Below are 13,529 nucleotides of genomic sequence, written 5' to 3' on the forward strand. Positions count from 1 at the left end.
ATCATGGCTTTAAAACGTAAAAACCTGGCTCGCCAGGCGGGCTTCACATTGCTCGAATTAATGGTGGTCATTGTTATTCTCGGCGTACTGGCGAGTATGGTGGTGCCCAATTTAATGGGTAATAAAGAAAAAGCGGATGCCCAAAAGGCGACCAGCGATATTGTCGCGCTCGAAGGTTCGCTAGATATGTATAAGCTGGATAACCACCGTTATCCGACAACCGAACAGGGCCTGCAGGCGCTGGTGACCAAGCCGGAAATCGCGCCAATCCCGAACGGCTACCGCGCGGATGGCTATATTCGCCGTCTGCCGCAGGACCCATGGGGTAATGATTATCTCCTCGTAAGCCCGGGTGAGCACGGTGCGGTTGACGTCTTCTCGTCTGGCCCGGACGGTGAAGCCAATACCGCCGATGATATTACGAACTGGTCTCTGGATAAGAAAGAGAAATAATGAAAAATCAACGCGGCTTTACGTTGCTGGAAATTATTCTGGCGCTGGTGATATTTGCCAGCTGCGCCATGATGGTGGTGTCAACAATACCTTCGCGCAGCGGTGCGGATATATTTGGCCAGCAATTAAAAGCCCTCGTTGATTATGGTTCAGACCGTGCGGTGATGGACGGAAATATCGTCGGGCTGGTGATCACCACAGATAACTATCAGCTGGTGACGCTCGAAGATAAAGAGGGCGAGCGTCGCTGGGTACCGTTATCCGCGGGCCGTATCACCACCAAAGGTGATTTCCCGGAGGAGATGCACGTATCGCTCTCGCCGCAGCGCCTGGCCGCGACGCTGACGTCCGATCCGCAGGTGCTTTTTTTGCCGGACGGCGAAATCAGCCGCTTCACGCTGACGCTGCAAAGCTATGACAAAGAGCACCATTTCCGCGTGGTGTCGCAAGGCGCGGCGCCCGTATCGGTAGAAAACGATGGCTAACGGTAAGAAAAAGCAAACGGGGATGACGCTGCTGGAGGTCATGGTGGCGCTGGTCATCTTCTCCACCGCCGCGCTGGCGCTGATGAACTCGGTGTCTCTGAACGTGCGTTTCACCCACGGCCTGGCCGATACGCTGCAGGCCAGCTGGGTGGCGGAAAACCAGCTGGCGGAAGTGCAACTGACTAAAAGCGACTTTCCCGATGCCGAAGAACGGGGAAGCGAAACCATGGGCGGGCGCGGCTGGACGTGGCGTAAACAACGCATCAAAACGGCGGACAACCGCTGGGCAAATGCCATCAGCGTTTATGCGGAAGGTGACGACAGCCAGCCCGTGATATCGCTGCAGATTGTGCCGCCGGGAGAGATCAAGTGAACAAAGCCCGACGCCAGCGCGGATTTACCCTGCTGGAGATCATGATTGCGCTGACCATTTTTGCGGTGATCAGCACCCTGGCCTGGCAGATTCTGGACGGCGCGATGCGCACCAGTTCGGCAACCGACGCCAGCGCGGCGAAGCTCAATCAGCTTCAGCGCGCCTGGAGCCTGATGGAGCGCGATTTTTACCAGCTTCAGGCGCGCGCGCCGCGCAACGAGCCGGACCTGTTCCGTCAGGTCGATGATGCGCTGGAACTGACCACGCTCAACGGCGTGAGCGGTACGGTGCAACTCGAACGCGTGCGCTGGCGGCTGGAAGAGGGGCGTCTTTACCGCGATGTCTGGCCGGTCATTGACAGCCCGGCGGACGTTAAAGCGGACGAAGTGCCGATCGTCAGCGAGGTGAAATCCCTGGCGTGGCGTTTTTACCGTCAGGGCTGGCAGAAAAGCTGGAGCGACCCGGCGCATCTGCCGGACGGGGTTGAGCTGACGCTGATGATGGAAAACGGTGATACCTGGCGCTGGGTCTTCACGACGCCGGGCGATCTGCCTGCGGTGGCTGCACCGGCACCTGCCACCGGGTCAGACGCCGCGCCTGCCGCCGCGCCAGAGGCAGGGACTGCGCCGCAACCCGCGCCACAACCTGCTCCGGAGGCGAAACCATGAGTGCCTTACGCAAACAGAAAGGGGTGGCGCTGCTGGTGGTGTTGATCCTGCTGGTGATGATGTCGGCCCTGGCCGCCAAAATCAGCCAGCAGTTCTGCCGCAACCTGCAGAAAACGCATTATCAGGTCAGCCAGCAGCAGCTGCGCTGGGCGATGCAGGCCCAGGAAAAAGTGGTCAAAGACCGTCTGCAGAGTGACGCCAGCGGCGAGAGCAACGCGCTGTCACCGGAAGGGGACTGGCAGCAGCCGCTGGAAACGCAGGGGGAAGATTACACGGTGGTAAGCCAGGTCGAAGATGCCCAGGACTGCTTCAACGTTAATAACCTGCTGGCAGCAGAAAAGCCTGCCCAGGGGCAAGCGCAGACTGCCGTGCCGGAAAAGCCGCGCAACGAGCGAATTGTTGAGCAGATCCTGACGCAGAGCGGGCTAAGCCAGTCCACGGCGGAAGAAGTTTACCTCCAGCTGGTGGACTACCTCGATGGCGACACGACGACGGCCAAAGAAGGCGCCGAGAGTGATGCCTGGGCAGGCGTCGTGCCTGCCCGTCAGCCGGCTAACCAGATGATGCGCACCATTGCGGAGATCAAACTGCTGCCTGCGTTCCCGGCGGCGGCATATCCGAAGGTAAGCAAACTGCTGTGCGCGTTACCGGACACCGCCAGCAAGGTGGATGTGAATACCCTGAAACCGGAGCAGGCCGCCTTACTGGCCGCCCTGTTCCCGGCGAAATTAACTGAAGATGACGCCCTTCGCCTGATTGAATCACGTCCGGAAAGCGGCTGGGAAAATATGGAGACCTTCAGCAAAGCGCTGGAGCAAACCTTCCCGCAACTGAAAGATGACCTTCCGCAGGTGGCAGAGCTTCTCTCAATAAATAGCCGGTATTTCCGCGTTAACTACACCGGCAATACCGATGAATTAACGCTTCGTGTGGTAAGCCAGCTTCAGGTTAATAACGAAGCCGGTGAGATCGTGACGTGGCAGCGTCGTTACCGAATGATTGAATAAGAAAAGTAGATCGCTATGAAACAGGTACTTTTTGTTCGTCCCGACAGCTTCGAGGGCGGGAAAATAATGTGGTGTGTCTCCGGCACTCAGCAGGTGGAAACCGTGGCTAGCCTGGAGGCACTGGCGGATCATCCGCTGGCGACGCGCGTATGTCTGCTGTTGCCGGCCAGCAGCATGATCTTCCGCCATTTTACGTTGCCGAAAAAGGTCGCTTCTCTGGCGACGGCGTTCTCGTGGATGGCCGAAGAGACGCTGATTGGTGACGTGGACGCGCTTCACTGGACCGTGCTTAGCAAAAAGGGCGCAGAGGTCGACGTGGTGGCGATCGATGCCGACAGTCTTCAGGCGTGGTTAACCCGCTGTCAGGAGGCGGGTCTGACGGTGGTGCAGGCGCTACCGGATGCCTGGCTGCTGCCCGTGACGGCGGGCGGCAGCACGCTGGTTGCCGAAGGTGAAACCTGGTGGCTGCGGTTATCCCCGCACGTCGCGGGTGAAATGGAGGCCAACCTGCTGCCGCTGCTGATGCAGAAAGCCGGAGAGGGTGAGGTCTGCTGCTACGGTGATGCACCTGCCGGTGTGGATGTCGATGTTGTGCTGCCCTGGCAGCATCCGCTGGTGCTGATTCAGCCCCAGTGGCAGGCCTGCCGCGTCACGCTTCTGCACGGGGCGTTCAGCGCCAAAGCCAGCAATGGCAAAGCCGCCAGACGGTTAAACGTGGCGATGGCCGCCGTAGGGCTGCTCTCCCTTAGCCTGCTGCTGGGGCCGCGCATTGCGATGGCCTGGATGCTGGTACAGCAGGAAAATCAGATCCAGCAGGAGATCCAGCAGGTCTACGAACACCATTTCCCGAGCATGCGTCACAAGACCAATATTAAGTACCACTTTGGTCAAAACATGAAGAAGCAGGGTAAAGGGATCTTTCTTCAGTTTGACGATCTGGAGAAAGCCCGACAGGCCGTTCCGGAAATGGAAATCGACCTGCTGGAATACGATGCGCGGCAGAATACGTTGACGCTGAGCGTCAGCGCACAAAACCAGACCGCATTACAGACGTTTGTGAACCAGGCCAGTGAGAAATTTGATTTCACCCTGCAGCCCGTGTCCACGTCAGCACCTTATACCGCCATGATCGCAGGGAAATATAAATGAAACAGCGAATTGCGCAGCTTAAGTCTCGTTACCAGAATTACAGCGCCAGGGAAAAAGTCATTTTAAAAATATGTGCCGCCGCACTGCTGGGGGCCGCGGTCTATTACGCCGGGGTTATGCCGCTGGATAATATGATTCAAAATAGTGCTTCGACCCTGGCCAGACAAAAAGAAACCCTGAACTGGATGCGCAGTGAAATAGATAAAAACCATTTGCAGGTTCAGGTAACCAAAACAAATAACCCGCGTGCGCTGGTGGAAAATAGCGCCCAGGAGATCCATCTTCCCCTGACGGATGTGCATCAGGATGGACAAACGTTATCGTTCGTGGTCAGTCGCGTGAACGTTTATGAATTAAAGAACTGGCTGCGGGAAATTAACCAGACCTCCGGCGTCAGGCTGCAGAAAATGAACCTTACGCCGGTGGATCATCTCAGCGACGTGAAGGCTGAAGTGCAACTCACGTGGGGTAAAACCGCATGAACAGCGTTGCGCTGATGCGGGACGTCTACCCGGTGGGGTTCGCGATCGCGAGCGCGGTGTTAGGCGGCATGGTGGGCAGTTTTCTCGGCGTTGTCGCCGAACGCGTGCCGGCCATGGTAAGGGAAGAGGAGGGATGCGGAAATCTGCTCTTTCCGTCCTCGCACTGTCCGGTGTGCCAGCACGCGCTGGCGGCCTGGGAGAATATTCCGCTGGTGAGCTGGCTGCTTCTGCGCGGGCGATGCAGCCAGTGCAAAACCGCTATCCCGCTGCGAATCTTTCTGGTTGAGCTGGTTTCCGCCCTGTTTTTTGGCCTGACGGCGTGGTGTATGCCCGACGTTCAGGCGCTGTTTTCTCTGTGGCTGCTGGCCGGCTTTTTACTCCCGCTGACGATGATTGACTGGCGGCATCAATTGCTCCCGGATTGCCTGACCCAGCCGCTGCTCTGGGCGGGACTGTTGCTTCATGCGTTCGATCACCAACTGCCGCTACGCGACGCGCTGCTCGGCGCGGTGGCGGGCTATATGTCTCTTTGGTTGCTTTACTGGGCGTTTCGTCTGGCTACCGGGCGGGAAGGTCTGGGATACGGTGATTTCAAGCTGCTGGCGGCATTAGGTGCCTGGTGCGGCTGGCAGGCTCTGCCCACGATTGAACTCGCAGCCGCACTGAGCGGTATCGTTGGGTATTTTGCCTTAAATAATTTAAATAAAAATAACCTCACTATTTCTTTCGGACCTTACCTTTCTTTTGCTGGAATAGTTGTGTTTATTGGGCAGCAGTTTGCTTTCATATTTTAAATATACAGGTCAAGCTTTTTTATAAATTTTTTCGGCGGTGGAAGAGAAGGACGTCTCTTTGCGCTCAGTGTATCGTAAAGGATATAAGCTACACGGAATTTGGGCTTGTATCTTTTTATGGAGGAATACAAAGCAGCAAAACGTTTTTTGTCTCGGTTGTCAGGTTAGTTAAATACGCATTACGCGAAACACGCCATGTTCTCAAGGAAGGCATGGGTATTAACGTTACGAATAAATTTATCAGGAAATAAAAATGAATTTTATGAAGCCTAAATATCTGGCGCTCTTTATTGCGGCGGCAACCAGCTCCGCATTCGCAGCGGCACCAGGCGCACCGTCCATTGGTTCCGGCAATGACAAATTTGCGCTGGTTGAAGTGGATCAGGCCGCTCAGGATTATAACAGTCTGGTTAAAGTCCATAATGACGGCGTAGATGTCAAAGTCGAGTGGAACGTCTGGAGCGGCGATGCGCCAACATCAGCCAAAGTGCTGTTGGACGGTAAAACCGTGTGGACCGGTGCCGGCGGCGCGGCGGGCTCTGCAACGTTCAAAGTGAAAAAAGGCGGACGTTATCAGGAGCAGGTTGAAGTCTGTAACAACAGCGGCTGTACGAAAAGCGCCAGCAAGCTGATCATCGTTGCGGATACCGACGGTAGCCACCTGCTGCCGCTGAACACGACAATGCACGAGAACAACAAATCCTTCGCGCAGCATACCGATAAAGTGGTTGCGGCCTACTTCCCTGAGTGGGGCGTTTACGACCGTAACTTCCCGGTTGACAAAATTCCTGCTGCGAACCTCAACCACATTCTGTATGGCTTCATTCCAATCTGTGGCGGTGACGGCATCAACGACGGCCTGAAAACCGTAGAAGGCGGCAACAGCTACGGCGTGCTGCAGCGCGACTGCCAGGGACGTCCTGACTTTACCGTGGCGATCCACGATCCATGGGCTGCCCTGCAAAAACCACAGGCAGGCGTGTCCAACTGGGACGACCCGTACAAAGGTAACTTTGGTCAGCTGATGGCGCTGAAAAAAGCGCATCCGGACCTGAAAGTACTGCCATCTATCGGTGGCTGGACCCTGTCCGATCCGTTCTTCCACATGGGCGATCCGGCTATCCGCGCACGCTTTGTCTCCTCTGTTAAAGATTTCCTGCAGACCTGGAAATTCTTCGACGGTGTGGATATCGACTGGGAATTCCCGGGCGGCGGCGGTGTGACCGAGACGAAAGGCAACCCGCAGCAGGATAAAGCGACCTATACGGCGCTGATGCACGATCTGCGCGCGATGCTGAACGAGCTGTCTGCCCAGACTGGCCGTACCTATGAGCTGACCAGCGCAATCGGTGCGGGTAAAGATAAGATTGAAGACGTGGACTACACCACTGCTCAGCAGTACCTCGACCACATCTTCCTGATGAGCTACGACTTCTACGGCGGCTGGAGCAACACCGAGCTGGGCCACCAGGCTGCGCTGCATGCGCCAGCATGGCGACCAGACACCAACTATACCACGGAAAACGGGGTTGATGCCCTGCTGCAGCAAGGCGTACAGCCTGGCAAGATCGTGGTCGGTGCGGGCATGTATGGCCGTGGCTGGACGGGTGTACACGGCTACACCGGTAACAATCCATTCACCGGTACCGCGACCGGTATGGTGAGAGGAACCTGGGAACCGGGCGTGGTTGACTATCGTCAGATCGTTAACGAGTACAAAGGCAAACCAGGCTGGGAATACGGCTACGACGCGGATGCAGAAGCGCCATACGTGTTCAACAAAACGACGGGTGACCTGATCACCTATGAAGACGCGCGTTCTACTGCTGCAAAAGGCAAATACGTGCTTCAGAAAAACCTGGGTGGTCTGTTCGCATGGTCTATTGACTCCGATACCGGCGACATCCTGAACGCCATGAATGAAAGCCTGCTGGGTGGCGGCTCTACGCCGGTTGATCCTGTTGTGACCAACCATGCGCCAATCGCCTCTTCTGCAGACCAGAACGTTTCTGGCCCGGCAACCGTTACGCTCGATGGTTCCGCGTCCAGCGATCCAGACGGCGATGCAATTACCTACAAATGGACTCAGGTTTCTGGCCCATCGGTCACCCTGACCAACAGCACCAAAGCGAAAGCGACCTTCAACGTCGCGGCTGCGACCAGCGATCAGACCATGGTGTTCCGCCTGACGGTTACCGACGCCAAAGGCCTGAGCAACGCGATTGACGTGCAGGTTGTTAACAAGGCGCCGAAGGCTAACCAGGCACCGGTTGTGAACCCAATGGAAGCGGTGACGCTGCAGGCGGGTGAAACCTATGTTGTGCATGCACAGGCTGCGGATCCAGACGGTGATAACCTGACCTATACCTGGAGCGTTCCGGCAGATATGCACGCGACCGGTACTGACACCGCGAACGTGACCATCACTGCGCCAGAAGTGGCTTCTACCTCTTCCTACACCCTGAGTGTGGTGGTAGGCGATGGTAAAACCAGCGTGCAGTCTAACGTCCAGGTAACGGTTAATCCGAAACCAGCCGACGTGACGCCGCCAGCTGATGATGTGACTCCGCCGTCTGACGACGTTACACCACCTGCTGATGACGTGACTCCGCCATCTGACGAAGGCACTGCAACCGGCAGCTGCGACGCACCGGTTGACGCCAACGCCGGCAACTACGCCGCGTGGGATTCCAGCAAAATCTACAACACTGGCGATACCGTAAGCTTCGACCATCTGGTGTGGAAAGCGAAGTACTGGACTCAGGGCAACCAGCCTGGCTTCGGCGTGGACGCATGGGAACTTGCGAGCAACGTGAAGATGAACTGGCGTTCTGATCTGGTGTACAACGGCGGCGAAACCACTACTTACCAGGGCAACGTTTACCGTGCCAAATGGTGGACCCGTGGTGACAACCCAGCGAACAGCGATGTATGGGTCAAAGAAGGCCCAGCGACAGATTGCCAATAATCTGAGCTGATAAAGACTCCCCCCGTATAAGGGGGGAGTAAATCAAAAATGATTTTACAGGATGTTGTTAAGGAGAAATAAACGAAACGGTCAGCAGGTAAAAATGAAAAAGTTAATTTTTTTATTATTGATTATCAGCCAAAGCGCGCTGGCAAACTGTTGGGATAAAGCGGCACATTATTATCACGTCGATCCTTATTTACTGTACGCCATTGCCAATGTGGAGTCGGGAATGAACCCGTATGCGGTCGGCAGAAACCATGACGGTACGCGTGACGTGGGGTTGATGCAAATTAACAGCTCACATTTTTCGGCACTGGAGAGCAGGGGGATAGATGAATATCGGCTAATAACCGAACCCTGTACCTCGATTATGGTTGGCGCATCGATTTTATCCAGCATGATTAAAGTGTATGGCTATAACTGGGAGGCGGTCGGCGCCTATAACGCCGGATTAAAGAAAGAGAATTATCCGCAACGCATGATATACGCCCACAAAGTGTGGAGAAAATATCAGGAACTGAAAGCGACAGCAAACGAATGAGTTTTTTATTTTTGAAGAATTCCTGAGGGTGTTCTTCGAAAAGAGAAAACAGCTGTCTGCGGTTTATTTATTAACGGATTAATACATAAGCCTGGATTGTTATTATTTAACTTAAATAAACAGGAATAGTGAAATGAACAAAAGGACGTTACTGAGTGTTCTCGTTGCCGGCGCATGCGTAGCACCGTTTATGGCGCAGGCTGCCTCGCTGCAAGCGACCACCAGTGAACCATACACCATGAACGCCAGCGATCTGGCGAAGAAAGAGAAAGAGCTGACCAGCTTCCCGCTGATGGATGCCGTAAAGGAAACCATTAAGACGCTGGACAACGCCCAGGTTGAACTGATTGAACCTGGTCGTGCGGCGAACCCGGAGAACGTGAAACGCGTGGAAGGGATCGTGAAAGCCAGCGACTGGGAATATCTCTTCCCGCTGCGCGCGCAGGCGTACACCTACAGCAACTTCCTGAAAGCGGTTGGTAAATTCCCGGCGCTGTGTAAGACCTACAATGACGGTCGCGACAGTGACGCTATCTGCCGTAAAGAGCTGGCAACCATGTTTGCTCACTTTGCTCAGGAAACGGGCGGTCACGAAAGCTGGCGTCCGGAAGCCGAATGGCGTCAGGCCCTGGTTCACGTGCGTGAAATGGGCTGGAGCGAAGGCCAGAAGGGCGGCTATAACGGCGAATGTAACCCGGACGTCTGGCAGGGTCAGACCTGGCCGTGCGGTAAAGATAAAGACGGCGACTTCCTGAGCTACTTCGGTCGCGGTGCGAAGCAGTTGTCCTACAACTACAACTACGGCCCGTTCTCTGAAGCGATGTACGGTGACGTGCGTACGTTGCTCGACAAACCTGAGCTGGTGGCGGATACCTGGCTGAACCTGGCGAGTGCGATCTTCTTCTTCGCCTATCCACAGCCGCCTAAACCAAGCATGCTGCAGGTTATCGACGGTACATGGCAGCCGAACGATCACGATAAAGCCAACGGTCTGGTCCCTGGCTTCGGCGTGACCACTCAGATCATCAACGGTGGCGTTGAGTGCGGCGGTCCAACTGAAATTGCACAGTCTGAAAACCGTATCAAGTACTACAAAGAGTTCGCGAACTACCTGAAGGTCCCTGTTCCGGCGAACGAAGTGCTGGGCTGCGCGAACATGAAGCAGTTCGACGAAGGCGGTGCTGGCGCGCTGAAGATTTACTGGGAGCAGGACTGGGGATGGAGCGCGGATACGCCAAGCGGCGAAACCTACTCTTGCCAGCTCGTTGGTTACCAGACGCCGTTCAGCGCGTTCAAAGAGGGTGATTACAGCAAGTGCGTGCAGAAGTTCTTTAACGTGAACATCGTTAACGACGACGGTTCCGTTACGCCGGATGAAACCCCGGTAACGCCAACGCCTACGCCGTCAGAAGACGAAACGCCGGCGCCAGCGCCAGTTCCGGATGAAACCCCGGCTGAACCTGCTGTGGTGAATCACGCGCCGGTGGCGCATATCGCGGGTCCAATCGGCGCCGTTGAGGCGGGTGCACATGTCTCTCTGAGCGCGGAAGGTTCTACCGATGCAGACGGCAACGCGCTGACCTACACCTGGCGTTCCCAGGACGGTCAGACCGTAACCGGTCAGGATAAAGCGGTTGTCACCTTTACTGCTCCAGAGTCTGCAACGGCTCAGCAGATTGAAATCAGCCTGACCGTGAGCGACGGTGAGTTGAGCAGCACGACCTCTTATCTGCTGAACGTGAAAGCCAAAGCAGCACCGTCTCAGGACGAAGGCACGTCTGGCGATTACGCGGCGTGGAGCGCGAACAGCAAGTACAAGGCCGGTGATATCGTGAACAACCACGGTAAACTGTTCCAGTGCAAACCGTTCCCGTACAGCGGCTGGTGTAACAACGCCCCGGCATACTATGAACCGGGCGCTGGTCTGGCATGGTCTGATGCCTGGACAGCTCTGTAAAAGCAAACGGCAACCGAAAGGTTGCCGTTTTAGTTTTTGCACCCTTTCCAGCGGTACGGTGCAGTTGTAGGCCCGGTAAGGCGAAGCCGCCACCAGGCAACAGGCTAGCGGTGCAGTTTGCCGTGATCCCGTAACCACGCCGCCGTGCGCACAATCCCTTCATCCAGCGTCACCACCGGCCGATACCCCAGTTCGTTCTCTGCGCGTGAAATATCCAGCGTGAAATCAAAGTTGAGTTTTGAGACACCGTAATGCGTCAGCGCAGGTTCTTTGGCCGCTTTACTGCCAAATCGCTCCATGCTGCGGGCAATCATGTCAAGCATGGGGTAGGGGACAGAACGGATGCGGCAGTCGATCTGCAGTTCATCAATCAGCCGCTGCACAATGCTGCGTAGCGTACAGGGTTCGCCGTTGGTGATGTTATAGGCGCGACCAGAGATCAGCTTATCGCAGTCCGACTGGCTGGCCAGCCACATGGCGTGGACGGCGTTTTCGTAATAGGTCATATCCACCAGCGCATCGCCACCGCGTGGCAGCAGCACGCTGCCGTAGTGATGCATCATCTGCGCCAGGCGCGGAATAAACACTTTGTCGTGCGGTCCGAACAGGCTCTGCGGACGCAGTATCGTAAAACGGGTGTGCGGGTTCGACTGCGCCAGCAGGTCGATCACCTCTTCACTGGCCGCCTTGCTGCGCGCAAATTCACAGGCAAAGCGTGCCGGACGGAAATCTTCCTGCACATCGCGATGGTGGTGATAGTCGAAATAGAGCGATGGGGAGGAGATATGAATAAAGTTACGTACCCCCCAGGCAACGGCCCATTCGCCCAGACGGCGGGTGGCCCGCACGTTGGCGAGATCGAAGGCTTCCTGGGTCCCCCACGGAGAGGTAAAACTGGAGCAGTGCCACAGCGTATCGATTCCGGCGAGCATCACCTTCGCCTGCGAGGAGACCAGCTCCGTCAGGTCGGCATGGACGAACTCTGCGCCCATTTTTTGCAGCAGTTTTCCCATCGCCTCGTTGCGACCGGTAGCCCTGACGCTAATGCCCTTGTTGCGCAGAAATTCGACCGCATTTCGGCCTAAGCCGCTGGTCGCCCCGGTAACCAGTACCTTCATATCAATCCACTGTGTTGAAAAAGAATTTCGTGCGCATTCTTTCGTGAATTACGGCGCTATGCAATGGGAAAGGTGAAAGAAAAAGCGTTTTAATGAGTTATTTTCGTTTTTTGTTCTGCCAGTTGCGCAATTCGTTTCGCCATTCCCCGGAAGATAAAAAGATGGGCGGGGATCATGAACAGCCAGTAAAACAGGCCGGGCATCCCGTGCGGGTGCCACCAGGCGCGGACGTCCAGTTCCCGGTGATCGCCTTTATCCTTAAGGGTGAAGCAGAGTCGCCCCAGCCCCGGCGCTTTCATACCGAATAACAACGCCAGCTGCTTTTCCGGCTCGACGATGATCACTTTCCAGCTGTCCACCGCGTCGCCCACCTCAAGAAACGGGCGCGCCGGGCGGCCTTTCGCCAGCCTGTGCCCCACCAGCAGATCCATTGTCCCACGCGTTTGCCAGAGAAGATTGCCGAAGAAATAACGTTCTTTGCCGCCAATTTGGTTCACCACTTCCCACAGCGCCTCAAGGCTGGCAGAGGTTTTTACCGTGCAGCCCGCCTGTTTCGGGTAATAACCGTACTCCGGCCGCCAGCGGGCAAAGGCCTGCGCGTCATAACCCCAGTCGCTGGAGTTCACCAGCTGCTCTTCTTCTTTCAGCGTATTGCGTACCGCGTCGTCAAACCGGATCAGATCCTGAGGGATTAAGGCGCGCAGCTCGCGATCGTCCGCCAGCAGATCGTGTTTCAGCCCCTGAATCAGCGCTTTGGCGGTGGTCGGCGGCACGGAGGTGATCACATTTAAAAACCAGACTGAGATCCAGCGGGTCGGGAAGGGGATGGGGATCAGCCAGCGGCGGCGTCCGCTGACGCGCATGAAATGTTCGAACTGCTGCTGATAGCTCAGCACTTCAGGGCCTGCTGCTTCAAGCACCCGGTGTTGCTCCGCCGGGTGATCGAGCAATGCCACCAGATAGTGGAGCAAGTTCTCCAGCGCAATCGGCGTGGTGCGCGAGCGGACCCAGCGCGGCGGCGTCAGTACCGGCAGGTTGTAGACCATATCGCGCATCACTTCAAAAGCGGCTGAGCCCGCGCCGACGATGATCCCTGCGCGCAGTTCGGTGACGGGGATATTCGCCCCGCGGAGGGTGTCCGCCGTCAGCTGGCGCGCGCGCAGGTGATCGGACTGCTCGCTCTCAGGCGCCTGGAGCGAACTTAAAAAAATCACCTGCTTCACCGGCGTTTGCAGCAGGGCATCGCGGACGTTCAACGCCACCTGTCGCTCGTGGGCGATAAAATCGCCGCCTTCGCCCATGCTGTGGACCAGGTAGTAAAGCGTGTCGACCTCTTCCAGCAGCGCGGGAAGCGCCTTCGGCCAGTTGAGGTCAACGTTGTGGCAGGTGACGCCCGGCAACGCCAGCTTTTGCAGGCGGTCGGTGTTGCGTGCCGCTGCCAGCACCTGATGTCCCCGCTGGCTCAATGCCGTGGTGAGATGCTGACCGATATACCCGCTGGCGCCCAGCACCAGAATGCGTTGCGGCACGT

Annotated in this window: 13 protein-coding genes; 11 read left to right on the forward strand and 2 right to left on the reverse strand. The window is 56.4% G+C overall.

The window, feature by feature from the left end:
* Positions 1–3 precede the first annotated feature (3 nt).
* The 11 genes from gspG (at position 4) to ABFI50_RS16395 (ending at position 10,880) form a co-directional block, all read left to right on the forward strand.
* Positions 4–453, forward strand: coding sequence for a type II secretion system major pseudopilin GspG (gene gspG, locus ABFI50_RS16345; RefSeq protein ID WP_014883174.1), 450 nt, complete (start codon positions 4–6; stop codon positions 451–453).
* Complete coding sequence (gspH, locus tag ABFI50_RS16350; protein ID WP_014883175.1) at positions 453–938, forward strand: type II secretion system minor pseudopilin GspH; 486 nt, start codon at positions 453–455, stop codon at positions 936–938. Before gspG ends, gspH begins: the two co-directional genes overlap by 1 nt.
* Positions 931–1,311 carry a type II secretion system minor pseudopilin GspI gene (gene gspI / locus ABFI50_RS16355; protein ID WP_023332514.1) on the forward strand — a complete coding sequence of 127 codons (381 nt, stop codon included), beginning with the start codon at positions 931–933 and terminating at the stop codon, positions 1,309–1,311. The genes gspH and gspI overlap by 8 nt, the downstream gene beginning before the upstream one ends.
* On the forward strand, positions 1,308–1,979 hold the full coding sequence (gene gspJ, locus ABFI50_RS16360; protein ID WP_347484529.1) for a type II secretion system minor pseudopilin GspJ: 672 nt from the start codon (positions 1,308–1,310) through the stop codon (positions 1,977–1,979). Before gspI ends, gspJ begins: the two co-directional genes overlap by 4 nt.
* Positions 1,976–2,986: a type II secretion system minor pseudopilin GspK gene (gene gspK, locus ABFI50_RS16365; RefSeq protein ID WP_179120666.1), complete on the forward strand. Its 1,011-nt coding sequence runs from the start codon at positions 1,976–1,978 to the stop codon at positions 2,984–2,986. The genes gspJ and gspK overlap by 4 nt, the downstream gene beginning before the upstream one ends.
* Before the next feature lie 15 nt (positions 2,987–3,001).
* Complete coding sequence (gene gspL, locus ABFI50_RS16370; RefSeq protein ID WP_176260468.1) at positions 3,002–4,135, forward strand: type II secretion system protein GspL; 1,134 nt, start codon at positions 3,002–3,004, stop codon at positions 4,133–4,135.
* Positions 4,132–4,617 carry a type II secretion system protein M gene (locus ABFI50_RS16375; RefSeq protein WP_014883180.1) on the forward strand — a complete coding sequence of 162 codons (486 nt, stop codon included), beginning with the start codon at positions 4,132–4,134 and terminating at the stop codon, positions 4,615–4,617. The genes gspL and ABFI50_RS16375 overlap by 4 nt, the downstream gene beginning before the upstream one ends.
* Entirely contained in the window at positions 4,614–5,411 is a 798-nt protein-coding gene (locus ABFI50_RS16380; RefSeq protein ID WP_176260469.1) for an A24 family peptidase, read from the forward strand. The genes ABFI50_RS16375 and ABFI50_RS16380 overlap by 4 nt, the downstream gene beginning before the upstream one ends.
* A gap of 253 nt (positions 5,412–5,664) precedes the next feature.
* On the forward strand, positions 5,665–8,379 hold the full coding sequence (locus ABFI50_RS16385; RefSeq protein WP_045134883.1) for a glycosyl hydrolase family 18 protein: 2,715 nt from the start codon (positions 5,665–5,667) through the stop codon (positions 8,377–8,379).
* Positions 8,380–8,482: 103 nt separating this feature from the next.
* Positions 8,483–8,923 carry a type III secretion system invasion protein IagB gene (gene iagB / locus ABFI50_RS16390; RefSeq protein ID WP_045134882.1) on the forward strand — a complete coding sequence of 147 codons (441 nt, stop codon included), beginning with the start codon at positions 8,483–8,485 and terminating at the stop codon, positions 8,921–8,923.
* A 133-nt stretch (positions 8,924–9,056) separates the two neighbouring features.
* Positions 9,057–10,880, forward strand: a complete 1,824-nt coding sequence (locus ABFI50_RS16395; RefSeq protein ID WP_023336996.1) for a glycoside hydrolase family 19 protein — start codon at positions 9,057–9,059, stop codon at positions 10,878–10,880.
* Between the two features lie 104 nt (positions 10,881–10,984).
* On the opposite strand, the gene ABFI50_RS16400 is transcribed toward ABFI50_RS16395, so the two are convergent.
* On the reverse strand, positions 10,985–11,998 hold the full coding sequence (locus ABFI50_RS16400) for an NAD(P)-dependent oxidoreductase (RefSeq protein ID WP_045134881.1): 1,014 nt from the start codon (positions 11,996–11,998) through the stop codon (positions 10,985–10,987).
* Positions 11,999–12,087: 89 nt separating this feature from the next.
* Positions 12,088–13,527, reverse strand: a complete 1,440-nt coding sequence (locus ABFI50_RS16405; protein ID WP_045134880.1) for an SDR family oxidoreductase — start codon at positions 13,525–13,527, stop codon at positions 12,088–12,090.
* Positions 13,528–13,529 lie beyond the last annotated feature (2 nt).

The sequence above is a fragment of the Enterobacter sp. HNDS-6 genome, from assembly GCF_039850505.1.
Taxonomy (GTDB): Bacteria; Pseudomonadota; Gammaproteobacteria; order Enterobacterales; family Enterobacteriaceae; genus Enterobacter; species Enterobacter kobei.